Annotated in this window: 24 protein-coding genes; 9 read left to right on the plus strand and 15 right to left on the minus strand. The window is 61.9% G+C overall.

Annotated elements, in window-relative coordinates; translation table 11 throughout:
• The first annotated feature begins 12 nt into the window (after positions 1–12).
• From ACROHD_RS02675 to ACROHD_RS02685, 3 genes are read left to right on the plus strand one after another with little or no spacing between them, the layout of a single operon-like run.
• On the plus strand, positions 13–750 hold the full coding sequence (locus ACROHD_RS02675) for an N-formylglutamate amidohydrolase (protein WP_432675774.1): 738 nt from the start codon (positions 13–15) through the stop codon (positions 748–750).
• Positions 751–762: 12 nt separating this feature from the next.
• Entirely contained in the window at positions 763–1,095 is a 333-nt protein-coding gene (locus tag ACROHD_RS02680; protein ID WP_432675775.1) for a 5-carboxymethyl-2-hydroxymuconate Delta-isomerase, read from the plus strand.
• 14 nt (positions 1,096–1,109) lie between these two features.
• Complete coding sequence (locus tag ACROHD_RS02685; RefSeq protein WP_432675777.1) at positions 1,110–1,424, plus strand: DUF1244 domain-containing protein; 315 nt, start codon at positions 1,110–1,112, stop codon at positions 1,422–1,424.
• A gap of 3 nt (positions 1,425–1,427) precedes the next feature.
• Here ACROHD_RS02685 and ACROHD_RS02690 read toward each other — a convergent pair whose 3' ends face one another.
• Positions 1,428–2,117, minus strand: a complete 690-nt coding sequence (locus ACROHD_RS02690; RefSeq protein WP_432675778.1) for a DUF4336 domain-containing protein — start codon at positions 2,115–2,117, stop codon at positions 1,428–1,430.
• Positions 2,118–2,256: 139 nt separating this feature from the next.
• On the opposite strand from ACROHD_RS02690, the gene ACROHD_RS02695 reads away from it, so the two are divergent.
• Complete coding sequence (locus tag ACROHD_RS02695) at positions 2,257–2,703, plus strand: rhodanese-like domain-containing protein (RefSeq protein WP_432675779.1); 447 nt, start codon at positions 2,257–2,259, stop codon at positions 2,701–2,703.
• Positions 2,704–2,781: 78 nt separating this feature from the next.
• Here the strand turns inward: ACROHD_RS02695 and yaaA are convergent, their stop codons facing one another.
• The 6 genes from yaaA to ACROHD_RS02725 form a co-directional block, all read right to left on the minus strand.
• Positions 2,782–3,549: a peroxide stress protein YaaA gene (gene yaaA, locus ACROHD_RS02700; RefSeq protein WP_432675780.1), complete on the minus strand. Its 768-nt coding sequence runs from the start codon at positions 3,547–3,549 to the stop codon at positions 2,782–2,784.
• On the minus strand, positions 3,543–5,597 hold the full coding sequence (gene recQ / locus ACROHD_RS02705) for a DNA helicase RecQ (RefSeq protein ID WP_432675781.1): 2,055 nt from the start codon (positions 5,595–5,597) through the stop codon (positions 3,543–3,545). The genes yaaA and recQ overlap by 7 nt, the downstream gene beginning before the upstream one ends.
• Positions 5,598–5,680: 83 nt before the next feature.
• Positions 5,681–5,926, minus strand: coding sequence for a hypothetical protein (locus ACROHD_RS02710; RefSeq protein ID WP_432675782.1), 246 nt, complete (start codon positions 5,924–5,926; stop codon positions 5,681–5,683).
• An 89-nt stretch (positions 5,927–6,015) separates the two neighbouring features.
• Positions 6,016–6,678, minus strand: coding sequence for an HAD family hydrolase (locus tag ACROHD_RS02715; protein WP_432675783.1), 663 nt, complete (start codon positions 6,676–6,678; stop codon positions 6,016–6,018).
• Positions 6,675–7,247 carry a 16S rRNA (guanine(966)-N(2))-methyltransferase RsmD gene (rsmD, locus tag ACROHD_RS02720; RefSeq protein ID WP_432675784.1) on the minus strand — a complete coding sequence of 191 codons (573 nt, stop codon included), beginning with the start codon at positions 7,245–7,247 and terminating at the stop codon, positions 6,675–6,677. The genes ACROHD_RS02715 and rsmD overlap by 4 nt, the downstream gene beginning before the upstream one ends.
• Positions 7,244–8,449 (minus strand): NAD(P)/FAD-dependent oxidoreductase, encoded by a 1,206-nt coding sequence (locus ACROHD_RS02725; protein ID WP_432675785.1) that lies wholly within the window; start codon positions 8,447–8,449, stop codon positions 7,244–7,246. The genes rsmD and ACROHD_RS02725 overlap by 4 nt, the downstream gene beginning before the upstream one ends.
• Before the next feature lie 80 nt (positions 8,450–8,529).
• Between ACROHD_RS02725 and ACROHD_RS02730 the strand changes: the two genes are divergently transcribed.
• Complete coding sequence (locus ACROHD_RS02730; protein ID WP_432675786.1) at positions 8,530–9,018, plus strand: peroxiredoxin; 489 nt, start codon at positions 8,530–8,532, stop codon at positions 9,016–9,018.
• Between the two features lie 88 nt (positions 9,019–9,106).
• Here the strand turns inward: ACROHD_RS02730 and ACROHD_RS02735 are convergent, their stop codons facing one another.
• The 7 genes from ACROHD_RS02735 to ACROHD_RS02765 all read right to left on the minus strand — a co-directional run bounded on the left by ACROHD_RS02735 (position 9,107) and on the right by ACROHD_RS02765 (position 15,839).
• Positions 9,107–9,511: a c-type cytochrome gene (locus tag ACROHD_RS02735; protein WP_432675787.1), complete on the minus strand. Its 405-nt coding sequence runs from the start codon at positions 9,509–9,511 to the stop codon at positions 9,107–9,109.
• A 227-nt stretch (positions 9,512–9,738) separates the two neighbouring features.
• Complete coding sequence (locus ACROHD_RS02740; protein WP_432675788.1) at positions 9,739–10,035, minus strand: 4a-hydroxytetrahydrobiopterin dehydratase; 297 nt, start codon at positions 10,033–10,035, stop codon at positions 9,739–9,741.
• The gene (locus ACROHD_RS02745) at positions 10,032–11,222 is read right to left on the minus strand and encodes a GNAT family N-acetyltransferase (RefSeq protein ID WP_432675789.1); all 1,191 of its coding nucleotides are present in this window, start codon (positions 11,220–11,222) and stop codon (positions 10,032–10,034) included. The genes ACROHD_RS02740 and ACROHD_RS02745 overlap by 4 nt, the downstream gene beginning before the upstream one ends.
• A gap of 148 nt (positions 11,223–11,370) precedes the next feature.
• Entirely contained in the window at positions 11,371–12,123 is a 753-nt protein-coding gene (locus tag ACROHD_RS02750) for a glycerophosphodiester phosphodiesterase family protein (protein WP_432675790.1), read from the minus strand.
• Positions 12,120–12,581, minus strand: a complete 462-nt coding sequence (locus tag ACROHD_RS02755; protein WP_432675791.1) for a RidA family protein — start codon at positions 12,579–12,581, stop codon at positions 12,120–12,122. Before ACROHD_RS02755 ends, ACROHD_RS02750 begins: the two co-directional genes overlap by 4 nt.
• Positions 12,582–12,867: 286 nt before the next feature.
• Positions 12,868–14,178: an HlyD family type I secretion periplasmic adaptor subunit gene (locus ACROHD_RS02760; RefSeq protein WP_432675793.1), complete on the minus strand. Its 1,311-nt coding sequence runs from the start codon at positions 14,176–14,178 to the stop codon at positions 12,868–12,870.
• Complete coding sequence (locus ACROHD_RS02765; protein WP_432675794.1) at positions 14,178–15,839, minus strand: type I secretion system permease/ATPase; 1,662 nt, start codon at positions 15,837–15,839, stop codon at positions 14,178–14,180. The genes ACROHD_RS02760 and ACROHD_RS02765 overlap by 1 nt, the downstream gene beginning before the upstream one ends.
• Positions 15,840–16,169: 330 nt before the next feature.
• Between ACROHD_RS02765 and ACROHD_RS02770 the strand changes: the two genes are divergently transcribed.
• Positions 16,170–16,910: an MlaA family lipoprotein gene (locus ACROHD_RS02770; RefSeq protein ID WP_432675795.1), complete on the plus strand. Its 741-nt coding sequence runs from the start codon at positions 16,170–16,172 to the stop codon at positions 16,908–16,910.
• 61 nt (positions 16,911–16,971) lie between these two features.
• On the plus strand, positions 16,972–17,511 hold the full coding sequence (locus tag ACROHD_RS02775; protein WP_432675796.1) for an MlaC/ttg2D family ABC transporter substrate-binding protein: 540 nt from the start codon (positions 16,972–16,974) through the stop codon (positions 17,509–17,511).
• Between the two features lie 42 nt (positions 17,512–17,553).
• Here ACROHD_RS02775 and ACROHD_RS02780 read toward each other — a convergent pair whose 3' ends face one another.
• On the minus strand, positions 17,554–19,734 hold the full coding sequence (locus ACROHD_RS02780; protein ID WP_432675798.1) for a transglycosylase domain-containing protein: 2,181 nt from the start codon (positions 19,732–19,734) through the stop codon (positions 17,554–17,556).
• Between the two features lie 246 nt (positions 19,735–19,980).
• Between ACROHD_RS02780 and ACROHD_RS02785 the strand changes: the two genes are divergently transcribed.
• The gene (locus tag ACROHD_RS02785; RefSeq protein ID WP_432675799.1) at positions 19,981–20,319 is read left to right on the plus strand and encodes a P-II family nitrogen regulator; all 339 of its coding nucleotides are present in this window, start codon (positions 19,981–19,983) and stop codon (positions 20,317–20,319) included.
• A gap of 28 nt (positions 20,320–20,347) precedes the next feature.
• A complete protein-coding gene (locus ACROHD_RS02790) occupies positions 20,348–21,673 on the plus strand; it encodes an ammonium transporter (protein WP_432675800.1) in 1,326 nt (441 codons plus the stop codon).
• Positions 21,674–21,695: the final 22 nt, after the last annotated feature.

The raw sequence follows: 21,695 nt of genomic DNA on the forward strand, positions 1-21,695 counted from the left end.
GATAACACGGAAATGACAGCCCCTTTCCACATCGAAGGGCAAGACCGCGCCTCTCTCTGGTTGATTACCTGCGATCATGCGTCGAACCGGGTGCCAGACTGTGTCAATGGCGGTGATCTTGGCTTGCCTGATGAGGATATGAACCGCCACATCGCCTATGACATCGGCGCAGCCGGGCTCGCCCGTGTGCTGGCGCGGGAAATGGGTGCTCCGGTGATCCTGTCGGATTTCTCGCGCCTCGTGATTGACCCGAACCGGGGCGAGCATGACCCAACGGTGCTGATGAAGCTTTATGACGGCTCGATCATCCCCGCGAACCGGGGGGCCGACGCGGCAGAGCAGGAACGGCGCCTGAACGCCTTTCACCGGCCCTATCACAACGCGCTGACCGAACTGGCCGCAGCGCGCGACGACACGGTTCTGCTGGCCGTTCACAGCTTTACCCCGCAATTCAAGGGACGCGAGATGCGGCCATGGCATGTGGGTGTGCTTTATGCGGAAGATGACCGGCTGGCCGTGCCTCTGCTGGACCGCCTGCGGGCCGAGGCCGATATCTACGTGGGCGACAACGAGCCCTATTCGGGCCACCTGCCCGGCGACAGCATGGACCGGCATGGAATAGAACCGAGACGCCCGCATGTGCTGATTGAGCTGCGCAACGACCTGATCGCAACAGCCGAGCAACAGGAGCACTGGGGACAGCGCCTGGCCCCCATCCTGGATGGCGCGCTGACCGATGCCGGCTGCTGAAAGGACCCAGAGATGCCCCATCTGACAATTCAACACTCTGCCAATGTCGCCGCGGACGACGCGCTTTGCGGGGCTCTGTTTGATGCGCTGGCCGCCCATGCTGCCATTCTGCACCCCGAAAGCCTGAAGATCCGCACCCTGCCCTGCCCGCATTGGCGCATCGGAACCGAACCGCAAAGCTTTGCCCATGCGGATCTGTTGTTGCTTCCGGGGCGGGATGAGCCGACCAAGGCAGACCTTGCACAGACAGTGATGGCCGTGTTGCGGTCACATCTGCCGGGGGTCGGATCGCTATCCGTCGACATCGGAGACCTGAGCGTCGCCTACACCAAGCGCGTTTTGTGAGAAGGAGACCAGAAATGGATGACCAGACCCGTATCGAGATAGAAGCCGCCGCCTTCCGTCGCCTGCGTCAGCATCTGATGGAAGACCGCCCGGACGTGCAGAACATAGATCTGATGAACTTGGCCGGCTTCTGTCGCAACTGCCTGTCACGCTGGTACCAGGAAGCCGCGAATGAGCGGGGCGTTGAGATGACGAAGGACGAGGGCCGAGAGGTTTATTACGGGATGCCCTATGATGTCTGGAGGGACCAGAACCAGACCGAAGCAGGCCCCGAAAAGCAGGCCGCTTTCCAGAAAGCCTTTGCCGAAAACGTGGGCAAGAAGGACTGACCTCTAGCCAAGCCACGCAAAGGCGCGGGTCAGGAATGCATCTGCGTCTTCCGTGACCGGCGTTCCGTGGGCCATGACCACCTGTTTCGGCTGCCATGTCTTGACTGTCGAGTAAGCCGCGCGGGCTGCGGGCTTGTCCCGGGTCGCCATGCGGAACTTGCGCGGCACCTGGGGGTCACGACCGGTCATCAGGTCGAGCCACGCCACCAGCCGCCGCCAGCCGCGATACCAGCCCCGTGGCATCTGCTGCAACAGATCGGTGAACAGGACCGTGCCGCTATCCCTGTGGAAGAACACGACTTCATCGGCGATGGCATTGGGGAAGATCACCTGATCAATCTGCCCCGCCCAATCCGCCGACGGATCCTCCCCCATGTCGCTGGCAAAGACGATATCCGCGCGTTTGGCGCGCAGCCCCGGAGCCGCGTGAATATGCGCCTCAGGGCAGAAATGCGCCCAATCGGCCAGCGCCATATGGTGCAGCTTGTTTGGCGCAACGATGTGATGAACGGGCCCTAGCGCATCGAGAGCTTCCAGGATTGCGGGGGTCAGGCGCACGGGCGACCATAGCCACAGCCCGCCATCTGCCAGCCGCGCAACAGCCATGCGGGTAGGATAGTGAAACCCGGCAGCGGCCCGTATGTCGGGACCATCGGCCAGCCAGAAACCCGGACCGAACGGGGTAAGGACCATCACGCTTCTCCTACACGCATCACCTTTGGGCAGAAGATCATGAAGCCTGCGACAACGCCACCGAAACTGCACGGTTGAAGCATAGTGCTCGCAGGCCTACATGCGCCGCAATCGAGATCTGCACACCGAATGACCCGCCATGAACAGACGCATTTTTCTTTCCTTCGGTTCCGCCGCCGCACTTGCCATAGCGGCTGCCGGCTTTCTGTTCGGGCGTGGGGGCCGGCCGGAGAACCTGACGTTGGCCTCCCTCTCGGGCGAAAGCTTGGCCAGTGACCCATCGGTTCTTCTGGTCGATATCCGGCGGCCCGAGGAATGGCAGGATACCGGTGTTGTAGAAGGCGCCCTGCTGATCACATATGCCGATCGCGATAGCTTTCTGTCCGAAGTGCGCCCGCATCTGCAAGAGGGGCAGAGCCTTGCTTTGATCTGCCGGACCGGGAACCGCACCTCTCGCGCATCGCGCCAGATTGCGGGGCTTGTGGACGTTCCGGTGATCGATGTTGCGGGCGGCATGGTACGGGTGCTGGCAGAGGGCTACCGCCCAGTGACCCCGACCCGTGATATGGGATGTACGGTCTGTTGAGAGCGCGCCAACGCGCTTGAAGCGCGTTAAAGGGCCTTGCAAGGCCCTTGCAAGCGGTTTGCAAACCGCTTGGCCGCCCTATGCCTCGGCCATCGCGGGGCGATAAAAGGCCGGACGCCCAGGTGCGCTGAGATCGGGGGCATACCGATACCCGCCCATTTCGAAATCGAGGATGCTGTCAGGGTCCTTCAGCCGGTTCTGGATGATGAACCGCGCCATCGCTCCGCGTGCTTTCTTGGCGAAAAAGCTGACCACCTTGGGACCGCCCGGCTTTTCCTCAAGAAACTGGGGCGTGATGACGTTGAGACGTATCGCCTCGGGTTTCACGGCAGTGAAATACTCCACCGAGGCGCAGTTGATCAGCGTATTGGTCCCCAGCCTGTCTGCCTCGGCGTTCAGCGCTTCGGCAATCTGGTCACCCCAGTAGTCATAGAGAGACCGCCCCCGCTCCGTTTTCAGGCGGCTGCCCATCTCCAACCGGTATTCCTGCATCGCATCCAGCGGGCGCAAAAGGCCATAAAGCCCCGACAGAATCCGCAAGTGATCCTGCGCAAACACCATTTCATCTGCATCGAGGCTGGCGGCCTCCAGCCCTGTATAGGTGTCACCCGCGAAGGCCAGCACGGCGGGCCGCTTGTCGGCATTGTCATGAAAGCGGGCAAAGCGATCGTGGTTCAGTTTGCCGAGGCTTTCGCTGATATGCATGAGCTTCTGCAACTCGGCCACGGACAGGCCCTGCGCGACCTCTGCCAGATGATCGGCGTCCTCTTGGAACATCGGCGTGGTCATTTCCACCTCGCGCAGTGTCCAGTCGAGTTTCTTGGCCGGTGAGACGACGATCAGCATTCGCTTTCCCTTATCACATCGAGAAACGCTGGTCCGAAGCGTTCCACTTTCAGTTCCCCCATTCCCTGAATCCGCGCAAGGTCTTCCAGCGAACCCGGGCGGCGTTCGGCGATCTGGCGGATCGTGGAATGGGTGCAGGAGAGATATTTCTCCGTCCCCATCTCGCCACGCGCCAACCCTGCCTGCGCCTGCATCAATTGATCGTATATAGCCCCCGCCTCTCGCCCGGCCAGTTTCCGGCGCTGCGGATGGGTGGATTCGGCAGCTTCGCCGGTGATGACCTCAAGGAAGGTCGCGCCATAGCGGTCCAGCTTGGTGGCCCCAACACCGCCGACACGCGCCATCTGGTCGAGCGTTTCGGGCCGGGTTTCAGCCATTTCGATCAGCGTCTTGTCGGTGAAGATCACATAGGCAGGCACGCCCGCCTCTTCCGCCAATGCCCGACGCTTGGCTTTCAGGGCAGACAGCAGCGGCGCGTCTTCTTCACTGACCAGCATTTTCACTGCCGGGCGGCGGGCAGCCTTGCGGATCGTGTCACGGCGTAGGGTGATACCCTCCTCGCCGCGCAAGATGGGCCGCGCCTTGTCGGTCATGAAAAGTGCGCCGTGACGGTCGGGATCGGGGCGCACGAGATCATGCGCCGCCATCTGCCTGAACACCGCTTGCCAGCCGCGCCGGTCGAATTCCGTGCCAACGCCAAAGGTGGGCAGCGCGTCGTGGCCGCGCTGGCGCACCTTGTCGGTATCGGCCCCGATCAGAATGTCGATCAGATGCCCCGCGCCGAAGCTTTCACCGGTGCGCAGCATGGCCGACAGTGCTTTTTGAACCGCGACCCCGCCGTCGAAAAGGTCAGGCGGTTCGTTGCACATATCGCAGTTGCCGCAAGGCCCCGGGTCTTCGCCGAAGTAGCCAAGCAGCACCTGACGACGGCACCCAGTGGCCTCGGCCAACCCGAGCAGCGCATTCAGCCGGGCGTGATCGGCGGATTTGCGGTCAGGCGGAGCGAGGCCCTCGTCGATCTGCTGGCGGCGAAAGCGGATGTCATCGGGACCAAACAGGGTCAGCGTATCGGCAGGCGCGCCATCGCGACCCGCGCGGCCGATTTCTTGGTAATAGGCCTCGATGGATTTCGGCAGGTCCGCATGGGCCACCCACCGGATATCTGGCTTGTCCACACCCATGCCGAAGGCAATCGTGGCCACTACGACCAGCCCATCCTCCTGCGCGAAGCGGCGTTCGACGATGCGGCGATCCTCGGCCTCCATCCCGCCGTGGTAGTGGCAGGCATTGTGCCCCGCCTCGCGCAGCGCCTGCGCCAGTGTTTCGGTCTTGGCCCGTGTGCCGCAATAAACGATGCCAGACTGGCCCTTGCGGGCAGCGGCAAAGGCCAGGATCTGATTGCGCGGCTGGTTCTTCACATCGAAGGCCAGTGTCAGGTTGGGCCGGTCGAAGCCCCGCAGGAAGGTTTCCGGCGGGTTGGCTTCGCTGAACAGACGCGAGATGATCTCGGCCCGCGTTTCGGCATCCGCCGTGGCGGTGAACGCGGCCAAAGGCACGTCGAGTGATCTGCGCAATTCACCGATACGCAGGTAATCGGGGCGAAAATCATGGCCCCATTGGCTGACGCAATGCGCCTCATCCACAGCGATGAGACTGACACCTGCGCACGACAGCATTCGCTCCGTACCGCCTGAGGCGAGCCGTTCGGGCGCGATATAAAGCAGCTTGAGCGTGCCCTCTTCCAGCCCGCGCCAGACAGAATCGGTTTCGTCCTCTGTATTGCCAGAGGTCAGAGCCCCGGCCTCTACCCCTGCCTCTTTCAGGCCCCGCACCTGGTCACGCATCAGCGCGATGAGCGGAGAGATGACCACCGTCAGCCCCTCGCGGCAAAGCGCCGGCAGCTGAAAACACAGCGACTTGCCCCCGCCCGTCGGCATAATCGCCAGCACATCGCGGCCTGCGGTCACGGCCTCCACGATCTCCTCCTGTCCCGGACGGAACGCGGAAAAGCCGAAGACGGAAGATAGCAAATCGGAAGGGGCCGGCATGAGGGTCGGTCAGGCTGCTCTGTTATGTTCTGATTGGCCGCGACGGTCGCATATTGTGGCCCGGGGGACAAGGACCGCTAGGACTAGATTGCGCAGGCTTTTCGCAGATCAATCAGCCCGTGCAGACGGCCTAGCGGCAGTTCCGGCACCGGTTCGGCCACCACACCGCCAAACCGTGCCTCATGCACCAGAACGGGGCGGTCATGGATCAGGCACAGAACATAGGTTGCCTCCAGCCAGTCCTGCTCCCCTTTGATGCGCCAGACCAGCCCGCCGCTGAGTGATGCGTTGGCGAACTCAACGGCTTGTCCCCTGCCATCGCGGGCCAAGTGCAAGCAATCATTGCAGAGGTGCCAAGGATATCGGGGAAAGGCCCTTTGCGCCGCACCGCAGCCGGGACAGTGATGTTCGGGCAGGATCATTCCGCCGCGGCTTTCAAGCCGATCAGACCCGGCACCGCGAACATGCTGTCAAAAACCTCTGCCCCCGTCGCCATGAGCGCCGCGCCATCGCCATGGGGTGCGTAGCCAAGACATCGCATACCTGCGCGGGCGGCCGCCGTCGCCCCGGTGGCACTGTCCTCCACCACCACAGCGCGGGACGAGTCCACATTGAAATGCGCGGCAGCAGCGAGGTAAAGGCCCGGATCGGGTTTTGCGGTCTTGAGCGTATGGGCCGAGAATATCGCGTCACCGAACCGGTCCAGCAGGCCATTCTGGCCAAGGGTGATCTCCATCTTCGCTTCGCTGCCGTTCGATCCGACCGCATAAGGAATGCCTATGGCATCAAGCTGGTCCAGCAGCTCTGGTATGCCTGCGATCACGTCGACGCCTGCACGCAGCGCCGAATAGATTTCATCATAGATTTCGTCGATCCAAGCGTCTGGCAGATCGGCCCCCATCAGACGTGCCTGTTCCCCAACACCCCGCATCGTCCCCCCGACAAACAACTCCATGCTGCGGTCCGTTGTCATGGGCAGACCGTGGCGGCTGAGGTTCCGGGCCAGCACCTCGTTCGAGACGGTCTCTGAATCAACCAGCACACCGTCGCAGTCGAAAATCACCAGATCAGGGCGGGTCATTCGGGGGCTCCTTCATAGCGCAGGATCGTGATCAGCGTGTCGCCATAACGGCGCTGGTCAAGCTGCTCGCAGCTGGCAGGCGGGGTGGGCACTGTGTTCTCTTCCCATACGATCAGCGCATCGGGCGCCAGCCAGCCACCCGCTATTGCCGCCGCCAATGCCTTTTCCCCCAAGCCCTTGCCGTAGGGCGGATCGAGGAAGACCAGGTCGAACGGAGGCTGCTGCGCCTCGCCAAGCTTGGTGGCGTCGCGGCGGAAGACCTTGGACGTCCCTTGCGCGGAACAAAGCCCTATGTTTTCGCGTAACAATGCCCGTGCCGCGGTGCCGTCATCGACGAAACAGGCGAAAGCCGCACCGCGCGACAGCGCCTCCAACCCAAGCGCGCCGGTGCCTGCGAAAAGATCCAGCACACGGGCATCAGTGATCGGATCACCATAACCGCCATTCACCAGCAGGTTGAACAGGCTCTCCCGCACCCGGTCGGACGTGGGGCGCAAATGCGCGCCCGCATCGCCCTTGCCGACAGAGGCGAGCCGCTTGCCCTTGTGGTTGCCTGCGATGATCCTCACGCCTTCAACAGCGCCTTCAGCTCGGTCTCTGGGTCGGCCACGGCGGCCTTGTCTGGCGATTTGCCCATGGACAGAAGCCGTTTGCCAACCATGTAGCCGCGCGGATCGTTGATAGCATCGACGGCAAGAAACTGATCGCCCTTGTAGTACCAGAAGGACAGGGTGCCATCGGCCTTGCGAGTCACGATATCATCGTAGCCGGTGTTCAGCCCCGCGATTTGCAGCTTGGTGTCATACTGATCGGACCAAAACCACGGCTCTGGCACATAGTCCTTGCCTTCGCCCATGATATTCGCTGCCACGCATTCTGCCTGATCAATGGCATTCTGCACGCTTTCCAGCCGGATGCGCGCGCCCTTGTAGGGAAAGGACGCACAGTCGCCCGCCGCCCAGATCGACGGATCGGAGGTGCGGCCATGGGCATCTGTCCTGATGCCGTTTTCCAGCTCGACCCCGGCCATTTCGGCGGGGCCGGTGGCGGGCACGATGCCCACACCCACGATCACCATGTCGAGCGCCAATTCAGACCCGTCGGACAGCACTGCGCCGGATACGCGCCCTTCGCCCGTCAGCCGGGTCAGGCCAACGCCCTCACGGATATCAACGCCATGGGATTTGTGGAGGTCGCGGAAGTAGTCTGACGTCTGGGGCGAGGCTACACGTTGCAGGATGCGGTCGGCCATTTCGACCAGCGTTACCTGCATCCCCTTCTTTGCGCAGACCGCCGCAGCCTCCAACCCGATATAGCCGCCGCCGACGATCAGCACGCGGCGACCCTCGGTCACTTCTGGCGCCATGGCATCCACGTCATTCAGGTCTCGTACGGTGAACACGCCATCAAGTTCACCCCCGATGCTGGCGGGCAGACGGCGGGGAATGGACCCGGTGGTCAGCGCAAGCTGATCGTATGACAGCGTTTCACCGCCGACAGTCACGGTCTTTGCGGCCGCGTCTATCGCCGTTACCGGCTGGCCAAGTTTCAAGGTGATTCCATTTTCGGCGTAGTAACTCTCGGGGCGCAGGAACAGACGTTCCTTTTCCATATCGCCCAACAGATATGCCTTGGACAGCGGCGGGCGCTGATAGGGTGGGGCGTTTTCTTCACCGATCAGGGTGATTTCCCCCTCGAATCCCGAGGACCGCAGCTTCGCCACAAGCGATGATCCGGCCTGCCCGGCCCCGATCACGACCACATGAGACATGAAATTCCTCCTGCGCTCTGGCACCTGCCAGCCATTGATCTATATCGACTGCGTAACCCAATCAGCCCACGAGGAAAACCATGGCGATTACAGTTGGTGACAAGTTGCCGGAAACCACTTTTTTGATCTTTAGCGAGAACGGCCCAGAAGAGGTGCCGCTGGCACCAAAACTGAACGGTCGCAAAGTGGTGATCTTCGGCCTGCCGGGCGCCTTTACTCGGGGCTGTTCTGCCACTCATCTACCCAGCTTCATGCGCACCCGCGAGGCATTTGCCGAGAAGGGCGTGGACGAGGTGATTTGCATCGCCGTCAACGACCCCTTCGCAATGACCGCCTGGGGCCAGCACACCGGCGCGACCGAGGCAGGCATCACCATGTTGGCAGACGCGGCAGGCGATTTCACGCGCGCCATCGGGCTGGAGTTCTCCGCGCCTGTCGTGGGCCTCTACAACCGCTGCCAGCGCTTCGCATTGATGGCTGAGGACGGGGTTGTAAAGGCCCTGAACCTCGAAGAGGAAGCAGGTGCCTGCAAGCTGACCGTAGGCGAAGAACTGCTGGAAAAGATCTGAGATTGGGGGCGCCTTCGGGCGCCCTTTTTGACTGGCCAGGGGATCGGGGTCCAGGCGACCCTTGTGCCAGGTCGCCCGGCCAACCACTCTACTCCTGGATCGATTCCAGATAGTAGACCAGCGACAGGATGCGTCCTCTGACGATCATGTCGTCGCTCTCTCCCCGCTCGCTTGTGGAAGACGCTTGATAGCGATCACCCCAGACCGGCATTTCACTGCCATGCGCCCTGATGATCCGGCGACCATCTATCATCCACAGCGTGTATTCGAAGGGAAACTCGCCATTCCCAACGTTTTCCGAGAGCATCGTAAGATTGGGGGTGTGGATATTCAAAAGACTGGCCAGCGGGCCGTCCCCCCTCGCAGACTCACCATGGCACCCGGCGCAAGCGATCATGTATTCCTGGCGACCGGATTCCTCTTGGGCGACGACACTTGTCGCGGCCAAAAACAACGCTGCAATGGCAGCACCTGAAAAGACTAGCCGTTCCATCGCTGTCTCCTCCTTTCAGCGATTGTCGAAGGTTCCAGAAGATCAGGATTGCCAAATGATGCATTGATCTGTGTCAATTATTCAATTCGAAAACCAATTGACGAGGCGCGAAAGGCGTGGCCCGGACCCTGCATATGCACGCGCCCAATCGCACTTCCAAATAGTGTCGACAGCTCACCGGGAGGCTTGAGATCACAAAAGATCAGGCATGGCTGGACGGCCCAAACCTACCCCGCCAGCGCTTCCATCTTCGCCGCCAGCTTCACATCCCGCGCGCTCAGGCCGCCTACGTCGTGGCTGATCAACGTGACCTCAACCGTTTTGTAGACATTGGACCATTCCGGGTGGTGGTTCCATTTCTCGGCCCACAATGCAGCGCGGGTAATGAAGCCGAAGGCCTCGATGAAATTGCGAAAGACATAGGTTTTGGCGATGGCATCGCGACCCTCAACCATCTGCCACCCCGCCGCCAGCAGCGGTGCCAGCGCCGCATCCCGGTCCTGCCCGGTCAACCTGTCGCTCATTCCTGTTCCTCCACCTGCGCCTTGCGGAACGGCCCAAAGGCGGTGAGGATCTCGATATCCTGCTCAACCGCGGCGCGTTCGGCCTCCAGATAATTCTCCACCGCTTCGGAAAATCCGGGATCGGCGATCCAGTGCAGGGAGTGTGTCTGCACCGGCAGATAGCCGCGCGCCAGTTTATGTTCCCCTTGCGCGCCCGCCTCCACCCGGCTCAGCCCCCGCGCAATCGCAGCGTCAATGGCCTGATAATAGCACAGCTCGAAATGCAGGCAGGGATGGTGTTCCGTGCAGCCCCAATAACGCCCGAACAGCACGTCTCGCCCGATGAAGTTGAGCGCTCCGGCCACTGGCACCCCGTCCCGCATTGCCAGCACCAACAGCGCGTCATCTCGCATCCTCTCCTGGACGATATCGAAGAAGCTGCGCGTCAGGTAGGGGCTGCCCCACTTACGGGCGCCAGTGTCCTGATAAAAGCGCCAGAAGGCATCCCAGTGCTCGGGGAGCAGTTGATCGCCGGTCAGTGAGACGATCTCGCCGCCAAAGCCCTGCGCCTGTGCGCGCTCCTTGCGGATTGTCTTGCGTTTGCGTGAAGAGAGCGATCCCAGAAAATCGTCGAAACGGCCATAGCCCGCGTTTTCCCAGTGAAATTGCTGCGTGGTGCGGCGCAACAGACCTATTCGCGCACCTTCTTCGGCCTCCTCGCCCGTGCAAAAGGTAATGTGAAGCGAGGACAGCCCGTTATCCTCAGCCACTTGAACCGCCCCCTGTACCAGGGCTGCGCGGCCAATCTCTTCCCAGCCCGGTCGGGTCAGGAACCGCTTGCCGGTGGCGGGGGTGAAGGGCACCGCCATTTGCAGCTTGGGGTAGTACCGCCCGCCCGCCCGTTCATAGGCATGGGCCCAGTTGTGATCGAAGATATACTCGCCCTGACTGTGCCCCTTGGCATAAAGCGGCGCGGCGGCAATCACCTGCCCTGCCGCGCGCGCCAGCAGATAACGCGGCTGCCATCCGGTGCCGGGGCCGACCGATCCGCTGTCTTCCAGCGCGCTTAGAAACCGGTGTGTGGTGAATGGGTCATTCGGAGCGCCGCCATCAGCAGCTTCCGGGCAAGCGCAGGCATCCCAGTCCTCTGCCGGTATATCCGACAGGCTGGCATAGGCCGTGATCTCAATAGCGGTGTCGCCGTCCATCTGCGCCCCGTATTTCTCTTCTTACAAGATGGGTCATGAGGCGCGAAGATCAATCGCCAGTTCGCGTGTGGCAGTCGTCGAACCCAGAACCATGAGCAGCGCATTCAAGGTCTGCATGGCAAGAAGGCTGCAGGCCCGCGCAGCAGGGTCACGGAAGATACCCTTCAAACGTCACATTATCCGCAATCCGGCGTGCTGCGGCCTCCGCCTCGGGCGAGCGGATTGTCCAGCACAGTACCGGAACGCCCCGCGCCTTCAGCTCTGCCACCGCCGGATCGGACAGGTCCTTGTGATCGTGGCTGATGAAACAGCACCCCATCTCGTCAAACCCGTCCAGCGCGCGGAATTTGTCCAGGGCTGCCTGCCCCAGTGAGGCCCATTCCGGGTCGTCGTAGCTGCCACTGGTCAATCCGCGCGGCAGATCCGGCGCAGCCTGTGCCATCGCTGCGACCGATGCCGGGTTGAAGCTCATGACCGCGACCGGCCCGTCATACCCCTGCAGCTCCGCCGCCACGGCGCGTTCCAGTTCCCCGTTGACAGGGCCCATGACGCGGGATTGCTCCTTGATCTCCAAGAGCACAGGCACACGCCCCGCCACCATTGCCAGAACCTCTGACAGGCGTGGTATGCAATCCTCGCTGCCGGTCAGCTTGATCTGCCCCAGATCCTCTGCGCTGCGTCGTTTGATCTGCCCCGTCTCGCCGGTCACCCGGTCCAGCTCATAGTCGTGAAAGACCATGGGAACCCCGTCAGACGACATCTGAAGATCAAGCTCCAGCCCATATCCCGCATCGACCGCCGCCTGCACAGAAGAAAGCCCGTTTTCCGGACGCCCCTGGGTCAGGTCATGCAGCCCCCGATGCGCGATTGGCGCAGCCAGGAAGGCAGGGTGCAGGCTCATGCGATCTGGAAGATCCCCTCAATCTCCACCGCTACACCAAGCGGCAGAGACGCAGCCGAAACAGCGGATCTGCTGTGGCGGCCAGCCTCACCCAATGCTTCCACGAGGAAATCGGACGCACCGTTCACCACCTTGGGCTGATCGGTATAGTCGGCGGTCGAATTGACGAATCCGGTCAGCTTGATCACCCGAACCAGCCGGTCCAGATCACCGCCACAGGCGGCCTTGACCTGTGCCAGCAGGCTGATCGCGCACCGCCTGGCAGCGGCAGCCCCGTCTTCCGTCGACATATCGTCGCCGACTTTGCCAATGATCAGGCCGGTCTCATCGCTAGAGATCTGCCCGGACACATAAACCGTGTCCCCCACCACCACGAATGGCACGTAATTCGCCGCCGGGGCCGGGGCATCGGGCAGGCTAATTCCCATCTCGGCCAGTCGGGCCTCATAGTTGCTCATCTCGAACCTCTTTGCGCTGATGTTCTGTCGCGGCGCACCCTAGGGGCGTGACGAGACCCCGGCAAGCACCCGAACACGCCAAGACCGCGCCGAAAACGACCTTCCCCCACTTCTTTTTCTGCAATAGTCACGTCTGAGGCCTCCTACCGCTTCCACCAACACTGTCCAATGGCTGTCACACCGGCCTCTCCCCCTGTGTCCGCGGCAGCACGGGTCGAGGAGGGCCCCAATGGGGCCTGACGAGGCGCGTTCCCCGGTCGACGCGCCAAAGGCGCGGCGACATCTCCTAGCTTTCGCGGAATGCCCGGTTGAAATAGTCCGCCAGCGGGCGCAAGAGATAAGCCATCGGTGTGCGGTCCTCAGTCCGAATGAAGGCTTCCACCGGCATGCCCGGCAATAGCGTCTCACCCTCAAGCCGGGCGATTTCTCCTTCGTTCAAAACGATCTCGGCCTCGTAGAAACTGACGCCGGAAGCCTCGTCCACAAATGCATCCGCAGACACCTGCCGCACCTGTCCGAACAATTCCGGCGTGGTGCGGGAATCAAAGGCCGGGAAGCGCAGCACTACGTCCTGTCCGACAAAAACCTCATCCACATTCGTTGGCGCGATCCGGGTCGAGATCACCAGCGGCCGGTCCTGTGGCACTAGGTAAAGCACTGGCTGCGCCGCCTGAACAACCGACCGCGCCCCAAAGACGCTCAGCCCGTAAACAACCCCGTCCACAGGTGCTCGGATTTCGGTTTCGCTCATCTGTCGGCTCAGGGCGCGGGCGCGCTCGGACAATTCCGCCTGTTCCACGCGCACCTCACGCAGTTGCGCTATGGCCTCTTCCCGGCGTTCCGTCTCAATTTGAAGGATCTGCAACTCAATCTCAGTGATCCGCCCCGCGGCCTCCGCGGCGCTTGCCTCCAGCTCTCCGATGGTGCCCAAGAGCCGGGCGCTTTCACGACGCAGGGCCAGCCCGCGCGACGCTTCCGCAAGGCCCCTGTCGATCAGATCCTGCACGTTGACCAGTTCCAGTTCCACCAGGTCGCGCTGATCGGTCAAGGCAGCGCTTTGGGCCGCGATCCCCTCCAGCTGTGCGCGGATCTGATCGGCGCGGCGGTTCAGCTGGTCGGTGGCCTGGATCAGGCTGGTTGCACGCGCCGCGAACAGATTGCGCTGACCTTCCAGAAGTTCGGCCAGATCGGCATCATCAGAGGCCGCTTCCAGCAAATCCGCGGGGAAGGAGATTTCGGTGGCAAGGTCACGCTCCGCCTCCAGTCGGGCCTGGCGAGCGCGCCATTCGTTCAGCTGCGCATTGGCAACCGACAGGCCAGAGCGAAGGTCCGACGGGTCGAGCCGCATCAGCACGTCCCCCTCGGCCACGCGCTGTCCCTCGATCACATCAAGCGACAGAACCACCCCGCCTTCAGGGTGCTGCACGGCCTGGCGGTTGCGATCGACCTCGATCTGGCCAGACGCCACCACCGCACCTGCGATATTCGACAAGGTCGCCCAGGCCCCGAAGCCGCCGACAAGGGCCACCAAAGCCAGAACCCCCAACGTCATCGGTCCGCGCACGGACCACGCGTTTTGAGACGCATCACCGGACATCAGCTGATCCCCCCTGTCACTGACGGCGCGCGCGACGCGGCTGTCACCTGATCGGCGTTTTGCAGAACCTTGGCCAAGACCTCATCGCGCGGCCCAAACATGCGCGAACCGCCATTGTCCAGAACCAGCAGCATGTCGCATTCGCGGATGGCTGCCGGGCGGTGCGCCATGATCAGCACCGCATTGCCCGCCGCTTTCATGCCCCGGATCGCCCTGTTCAAGGCTTCTGCCCCATCGTTGTCGAGGTTCGAATTCGGTTCATCCAGAACCAACAGAACCGGGTCGCCATAAAGTGCCCGCGCCAAGCCGATCCGTTGAATCTGGCCACCTGAAAGCCGGCTTCCACCCGCGCTCATCCGTGTGTCATAGCCTTCGCTCTGGCGTCGTATCAGGGCATCCGCATCGGCGCGCTGCGCGGCCTGCACCACCTTGGCGGGATCTGGCTGCGCTTCGAGTCTTGCGATATTTTCGGCCAGCGTCCCGTCAAACAGCGTCACGGCCTGCGGCAGGTAGCCGATCAATTGGCCAAGCGTATCGGGGTCATATTGATCCAGCGTCGCGCCATCCAGCCGGATCTGACCGCCAGCCGGCTTCCACACGCCCGTAATGGCCTTGGCCAGCGTTGACTTTCCCGCACCGGAGGGCCCGATTATTCCAACCGCCTGCCCGGGCTGAACCCTGAAGGTGACACCGCGAAGGGTGGCCTGCGAATGGCCGGGCGGCACCACGGACAGTTGGTTAACCTCCAGCATCGCCTTGGGTCGCGGCAACGGCAGGCGGGCGGGATCCTGGCGTTCTTCTTTCAGCAGCTCCCGCAGCTTAAGGCGACCCTCGCGGGCGCGGGCGATGACTTGCCACTGGCCAATCACCATTTCGATCGGGGCAAGCGCCCGGCCCATCAGGATCGACCCGGCGATCATCGCCCCGGCTGTCAGTTCTTCCTGCAACACCAGGTAGGCACCAAGCCCCAGCATCGCCGATTGCAGGAAAAGCCGCAGGGTCTTGGTCAACGTGGTATAGCCGCCAACCCGGTCGGTCGCGGCAATCCCCTGCCCCAGGGCTTTGCCCCGCAGGACTTTCCATCGCGCCAGCGCCCGGCTTTGCATTCCTAGACTGCGCACCAATTCGGATTCGGTCTGCAGCTGCCCGGCCATGCGGTCCGCCATCAACGACGCGCCCCCGGCCTCGGACAAGGGCCCCGTGGATCGCGCCTGATTGAGCAGCGTGATCACAACCAGCAATGCCCCGCCGCTAAGCGCCAGAATGCCGAGCCAGGGGTGAAACACAAAGATCGCCATCAGGAAAAACGGCGTCCACGGCATATCGAAAACCGCCAGAAACACCGGTGAAGACAGAAGTCGCTGGATCGCCTCAAGATCCGACAGGCCGGTATGGGGTTGCCCGGTACGCCCGGCCCTTGCCAGCGTGGCGCGGAAAACGCGCTCATCCAGACGGTCCTGCAACCGCGCCCCGACGCGGGCCGCCACCCGGCCACGCACGTAATCGAGGATGCCCATGATCAGGAACAGGAACGTGACCAACAGGGACAAAGCAAGCAGCGTTTCCTCGGATCGGCTGCCAAGCACCCGGTCATAGACCTGAAGCATGTAAAGCGGACCTGTCAGCATCAGAGCATTGGTGAACATGCTGAACAGGAACACCGCCCAGATGAGTCGCCCATTTCCGCCACCGGCAAGGCTTAGCTCATCTGCCGGCGCGTTTCGGCTGGAATGTGCCTGTCTGCTGATCTCAAAATTCGCCTTGCTGGTGAATCCGTGTGTTCGGTTTCACATATTGTTGACTGCCCTGCCACATTATCCATCAAAAGCGGGAAATCTGCCATTGCCCTATGGCGTACACCTTTGAATTGAGGTCAGAGACCCTATTATCGAATATAGACTACGAAAGCCTTGACGAGAATCCAATTGACTGCTGCCGCTGCCAAATCCCGTTTTCGCGTTGCCCTGTCTGCGCTACCGCTGCTTGCCCTGATGGCTTGCGGCCCCGCCGTGCTGCCCGGGGCATCCGAGATCAATGACCCGACCGAGGATTCCAACCGTGCGATGTTTGGTCTGAACGTTGCGGTTGACCGTGCGCTCGTGCGGCCCGTGGCAATTGGCTACGGCACCGTCGTGCCGGAACCCGTGCGTGACGGGATCAGCAACGCCTCGTCCAACCTGAATCAGCCGCTTTATGTGGTGAACAACATCCTGCAACTGCGGCTGGACGATGCCCTTCGCAACACCTTCCGCTTCCTGATGAACAGCACCTTCGGCCTTGGCGGCCTGCTGGACCCGGCGGCAGAGGCGGGGCTTTATGCTGAGGAAACAGATTTCGGTGAAACCCTGCATATCTGGGGCGCGTCCGAAGGGGCTTATGTGGTGCTGCCACTGCTTGGCCCCTCGACCAGCCGCGATACGGCCGGGTTCATTGTCGATACGGTCATGAACCCCACCCGGCTGGCCTTTGCTGCGCCTGAAAGCGACTATATCTCCGGGGCCAATGCGGCCAACACGCTGAACACCCGGTATGAACTGCGGGATGAGATTGACCGGCTCTACTTCGAAAGCGCCGATGGCTACGCACAGGCGCGTTTGATCTATCTGCAAAACCGCCGGTATGAGCTGCGCGGCGACCAGCCGACGGATTACGCTGATCCCTATGCAGACCCGTATTCCGACCCCTATGCCGATTCCTACCTTGACCCTTATGAGGATCCCTATGCCCAGTAAGTTCAGCCTTTCCCGGCGGGCCTTTCTCGGAATTAGCAGCGCAAGTCTCGCCGCTCTTTCCGTGCCACACCGCCTTTGGGCGCTGACCGTTGGCGCGGCACAATCATTGGTACAGGGGCTGGTGGCGGATCTCTATGACCTTATCAACTCGGGCCACTCCGAAACCCGGATGTATTCAGAGTTCGGCAACCTGCTGGACCGCTATGCCGATATGCCGATCATCGCGCAGTCGGTGCTTGGTGTGGACTGGCGGCGGGCGTCTTCGGCACAGCGCAGTGCCTTCGTCGATGCGTTCAGCGGGTACATTTCACGAAAATACGGCAGCCGCTTCCGTGAACTGATCGGCGGCCAGATCGAAGTGACCGGCGCCCGTGCGATCCGCAATTTCTTCGAAGTAACATCAGTTGCACAGCTTCGCGGCGAGGCGCCGTTTGATGTGATCTGGCTGGTGTCGGACGGTTCTGGACAGGCGCGAGTCTTCAACCTGATCATTGAAGGCATCAACCTGCGGACAACCGAAGCGGAAGAGGTCGGCGCGATACTGGACCGCAACCGCGGCGACCTTGACGCGATGATCGCCGATCTGCGCAACGCAAGCTAATAAAAGGCATCGGGGCACAAGTCGCTGCCCCGGTGCCCCTGATCAGTTCCGGTTCGCCCCGAGCAGCCCAAGCACCTCCATCAGGATCTGTTCCGCAATATCCGGCCTGCGGCCCGGCGTGTCCTCGATCGGTTCGGGGCGCGCTTCTTCGGCCGGGTCGATCATCGGCAAGGGACGCGGCGGCAGGCCGTCGTGGATCGTCTCCATCGTCTGGCGCCAAATCTCGGCTGGCAGGCCGCCACCGGTGACGCCGGACATCGGCGAGTTGTCGTCATAGCCCATCCACACCCCGGCCACATAATCCGCTGTGAAGCCGATGAACCACGCATCGCGGGCCGATGTTGTGGTACCGGTTTTACCTGCCACGGGCCGGTCAGGCAGCTGCGCCCGCTGACCCGTGCCATTGGCCACGACCTGGGCCATCATATAGGTCAGCTGCCGCGCTGCGAATTCCGAGATCACCCGTTCGCGTATACCGCCGCCCTGGCCCATCATCGGCTCCGTGTCCCCCACAAGCCGCAGGTCGATCAACCCATAGGGCGTCACTGCAGAGCCGCCGTTCAGGATGCCCGCATATGCGCCCGTCATCTCGATCAAGGTGCTTTCAGACGCGCCGAGCGCCAGCGCCGGGCCAAGCGCGAGGTCACTCTCGATGCCGAATTCTGACGCCACTGTGCGCACCAGGTCACGACCCACTTCCTCTGACAAACGCACTGCGGGCGTATTCAACGAGGCCCTCAGCGCTTCTGTCAGTGTCACTGTGCCATAGAATTCGCCGGTGTAGTTTCGCGGGCTGTAGGGGCCAGACCCCGGCACATTGATCGTTAGCGGCGCATCCTCGACCGTGTCGTCAAAGCGCCATCCAAGATCGAGCGCCGTGGCATAAACGAACGGCTTGAACGCCGATCCGGTCTGCCGCATCGCCATCGTCGCGCGGTTGAACAGCCCGGTGCCTTCCTGCCTGCCGCCCACCATAGCGCGCACCGCGCCGTCTGCCGACATCACGATAATCGCGGCTTCAGCCTCTGATCCTTCACGCACCTGATTCTCGAACACGTCCACCAAAGCGGCCTCTGCGGCCTCCTGCATACGCGGATCGAAAGTGGTGCGGATTATGACGTCCTCGGTGGTCTCCCGCAGCAGGAAGTCGGGGCCTTGCGTCATCACCCAGTCTGCGAAATAGCCACCCGCGCGGGCCTCGGCAGCTTCAGACAAAATGGCTGGGTTGGCGCGGGCTTCGGCAGCTTCAGCAGCGGTCAGATAGCCCTGCTCCTCCATCAGCCCCAATACAACGGCCGCTCGATCCTGAGATCGCTGCAAGTTCGAAGTCGGCGCGAAACGCGACGGAGCAGTCAGAAGCCCGGCCAGCATTGCGCCCTCCTGCGGGGTGATCTCGGCGGCGGAATGACCGAAATAGCGCTGCGACGCCGCTTCGACCCCATAGGCCCCGGCCCCCATATAGGCGCGGTTGAGATAGATCGTCAGGATCTCCTGCTTGGTGTAGCGCAGCTCCATTGCCACAGAAAACGGCAGTTCCTGGATCTTGCGCCACAGGCTGCCACGGCGGCAATCGGCCTCATAATCGGCCTCGCTTTCCCATTCCTCAGGATCAAAGGCCACGCCAAGACACAAGAGCTTGGCCACCTGCTGCGTGATCGTCGAGCCGCCATGCCCTTCTAGCGGGCCGCGCCCTTCTCGCAGGTTGATACGAATGGCCGAGGCAATGCCGCGCGGGGAAATGCCCCAATGGCGGAAAAAACGCCGGTCCTCGGTGGCGACAATCGCGTTGACCACATGTTCCGAAACCGTTTCCGTGTCGATCAGCCCACCATATTGCTCGCCCCGCCAGGCAAAGACGTTGCCATCCCTGTCAAGCATGGTCACCGACCCGCGCGCGCGACCGTCCACAAGCTCGGTCATCGGGGGCAGTGTGGAATAGATATAGGCCGTCGCGCCCGCAAGGATCAGGACAAGGGCCAGTGTGGCGCGCCAGATGATGCCGAAGATGATCCGCCAGATCATTCGGAAGAACGCTCCAATGGCCCCGCGGATGTCACCCCGCCGCCGTTGCGGGGAACGCCGTCGCGATCTGCCGGATTTTCGGGCAGAGCCACCAGACCCGGAAGAGCGCGACGATTTCGCAGGCGCAGCATTTCTGCGCTCCGCGACAAGCCTGCGGCCCGAACGGGGGCTTCGCCCACCTCTATTACCTGATGCACTCATACCTGATCCTGCTCTCTTTTGATCGCAACATAGGGGATTCCGAGTCGTTTGTGGAGGGTTCTCGCCGCACTGCCGAAATTCCATTTCGCCCAATAATTAGTCGTTTGCCCGATTTCGTGCAAAAATTTTGCAAACCGCCCCAAAACTGCCACCCGATTCCTCCTCCCTTCGTTGCTCTTAGGCTCGTCACGTCCTGCATTGAGCGCGTCTGGGTCGCAGAGCCCAAAACTACGGAAGGGTAAAACCGTGAAACTCATCATTGCAGCAATCAAGCCGTTCAAGCTGGAGGAGGTCCGTGAAGCTCTGACCTCTATCGGCGTGCGGGGCATGATGGTGACCGAGATCAAGGGCTTCGGCTCTCAGTCCGGGCACACCGAAATCTACCGTGGCGCAGAATATGCCGTGAACTTCGTTCCCAAGGTGAAGCTGGAAATCGTCGTCGCGGATTCCATGGCCGACCAGGTTGTGGAAACCATTCAGACCACTGCCAAGACCGACAAGATCGGTGACGGCAAAATCTTCGTCCTCGACGTTTCCGCTGCTGTGCGTGTCCGCACCGGCGAGACCAATGACGACGCCCTTTAAGCAACTGTCAGAACCAGGGATAAAAACCATGCAAGTCAGAAAGTTTCTTCCGGCAGTTGCCCTAGCGGCCGTACTGCTGCCCACCATGGGCCTCGCACAAGAGGCCGAAGCCGTACCGACCTTTGACGAGATCGGCCCCTATATCATGACCACCCTGCTTTTCTGCATGGCAGGGTTCCTGGTCTTCTTTATGGCCGCCGGATTTGCCATGCTGGAAGGCGGGCTTGTTCGTTCCAAGAACGTCACGATGCAGATGACCAAGAACATCGCGCTCTTCTCGATCGCGGCCATCATGTATTGGTTGATGGGCTTCAACCTGATGTACCCGGGCGACTTCAACGGCTATGTCGGCAGCTTCTTCCAGCAGACCGTTCTGGATCCAGTTGGCGTTTCCGCCGCCGATGCGGCGCTTGACTATGCGTCGGTCGGGTCTGACTTCTTCTTCCAGCTCGTGTTCGTTGCAGCAACGGCATCCATAGTGTCCGGTGCGCTTGCAGAGCGCATCAAGCTGTGGCCCTTCCTGATCTTCGTCGTTGTCCTGACCGGCGTCATGTACCCGATCTCCGGCTCCTGGCAGTGGGGCGGCGGCTGGCTGTCTGAAGCAGGCTTCTCCGACTTCGCTGGCTCGACCATCGTGCACTCCGTGGGTGGCTGGGCCGCTCTGGCCGGTGCCCTGATCCTCGGTCCGCGTATCGGCAAGTATGGCAAGGATGGCAAGGTCAACCCGATCCCGGGTTCGAACCTGGCGCTCGCAACGCTCGGCACCTTCATCCTGTGGCTGGGTTGGTTCGGCTTCAACGGCGGCTCGCAGCTGGCCATGGGCACCGTCGGTGACGTGTCTGACGTCAGCCGTATCTTCGCCAACACCAACATGGCTGCTGCAGCTGGTGCTCTTGCTGCGATGATCCTGACGCAGGTTATGTTCGGCAAGGTCGACCTGACCATGGTGCTGAACGGCGCGCTGGCCGGCCTCGTGTCGATCACCGCAGAACCGCTGGCCCCGACGCTCTTCGGTGCGCTCTGGATCGGTGCAGTCGGCGGTGTGATCGTGGTCTTCGCGGTTCCCTTCCTCGACAAGCTCAAGATCGACGACGTTGTCGGTGCTATCCCGGTCCACCTGTTCGCCGGTATCTGGGGCACCATTGCCGTGGTCTTCTACAATGACGGCGCCAACATTGCGACGCAGCTGATGGGCATTGCCGCCTATGGCGTGTTCACCTTCGTCGGCAGCCTGATCGTCTGGTTCATCCTCAAGGCAGTTATGGGCATCCGCGTCAGCGAAGAAGACGAGATCAAAGGTCTCGACATGTCTGAGCTGGGTATGGAAGCCTATCCGGAGTTCTCCAAAGGCTGATTACACAAAGCATCTGGCTCCG

The sequence above is a fragment of the Nioella aestuarii genome, assembly GCF_050896395.1.
GTDB classification, from domain to species: Bacteria; Pseudomonadota; Alphaproteobacteria; order Rhodobacterales; family Rhodobacteraceae; genus Nioella; species Nioella aestuarii.

Bases quoted from the DNA above. Each gene is read 5' to 3' on its own strand.
- ACROHD_RS02675 (WP_432675774.1), top strand. From the start codon at position 13: ATGACAGCCCCTTTCCACATCGAAGGGCAAGACCGCGCCTCTCTCTGG.
- ACROHD_RS02680 (WP_432675775.1), top strand. From the start codon at position 763: ATGCCCCATCTGACAATTCAACACTCTGCCAATGTCGCCGCGGACGAC.
- ACROHD_RS02685 (WP_432675777.1), top strand. From the start codon at position 1,110: ATGGATGACCAGACCCGTATCGAGATAGAAGCCGCCGCCTTCCGTCGC.
- ACROHD_RS02690 (WP_432675778.1), bottom strand. From the start codon at position 2,117: ATGGTCCTTACCCCGTTCGGTCCGGGTTTCTGGCTGGCCGATGGTCCC.
- ACROHD_RS02695 (WP_432675779.1), top strand. From the start codon at position 2,257: ATGAACAGACGCATTTTTCTTTCCTTCGGTTCCGCCGCCGCACTTGCC.
- yaaA (WP_432675780.1), bottom strand. From the start codon at position 3,549: ATGCTGATCGTCGTCTCACCGGCCAAGAAACTCGACTGGACACTGCGC.
- recQ (WP_432675781.1), bottom strand. From the start codon at position 5,597: ATGCCGGCCCCTTCCGATTTGCTATCTTCCGTCTTCGGCTTTTCCGCG.
- ACROHD_RS02715 (WP_432675783.1), bottom strand. From the start codon at position 6,678: ATGACCCGCCCTGATCTGGTGATTTTCGACTGCGACGGTGTGCTGGTT.
- ACROHD_RS02725 (WP_432675785.1), bottom strand. From the start codon at position 8,449: ATGTCTCATGTGGTCGTGATCGGGGCCGGGCAGGCCGGATCATCGCTT.
- ACROHD_RS02730 (WP_432675786.1), top strand. From the start codon at position 8,530: ATGGCGATTACAGTTGGTGACAAGTTGCCGGAAACCACTTTTTTGATC.
- ACROHD_RS02735 (WP_432675787.1), bottom strand. From the start codon at position 9,511: ATGGAACGGCTAGTCTTTTCAGGTGCTGCCATTGCAGCGTTGTTTTTG.
- ACROHD_RS02740 (WP_432675788.1), bottom strand. From the start codon at position 10,035: ATGAGCGACAGGTTGACCGGGCAGGACCGGGATGCGGCGCTGGCACCG.
- ACROHD_RS02745 (WP_432675789.1), bottom strand. From the start codon at position 11,222: ATGGACGGCGACACCGCTATTGAGATCACGGCCTATGCCAGCCTGTCG.
- ACROHD_RS02750 (WP_432675790.1), bottom strand. From the start codon at position 12,123: ATGAGCCTGCACCCTGCCTTCCTGGCTGCGCCAATCGCGCATCGGGGG.
- ACROHD_RS02755 (WP_432675791.1), bottom strand. From the start codon at position 12,581: ATGAGCAACTATGAGGCCCGACTGGCCGAGATGGGAATTAGCCTGCCC.
- ACROHD_RS02760 (WP_432675793.1), bottom strand. From the start codon at position 14,178: ATGTCCGGTGATGCGTCTCAAAACGCGTGGTCCGTGCGCGGACCGATG.
- ACROHD_RS02770 (WP_432675795.1), top strand. From the start codon at position 16,170: ATGGCTTGCGGCCCCGCCGTGCTGCCCGGGGCATCCGAGATCAATGAC.
- ACROHD_RS02780 (WP_432675798.1), bottom strand. From the start codon at position 19,734: ATGAGTGCATCAGGTAATAGAGGTGGGCGAAGCCCCCGTTCGGGCCGC.
- ACROHD_RS02790 (WP_432675800.1), top strand. From the start codon at position 20,348: ATGCAAGTCAGAAAGTTTCTTCCGGCAGTTGCCCTAGCGGCCGTACTG.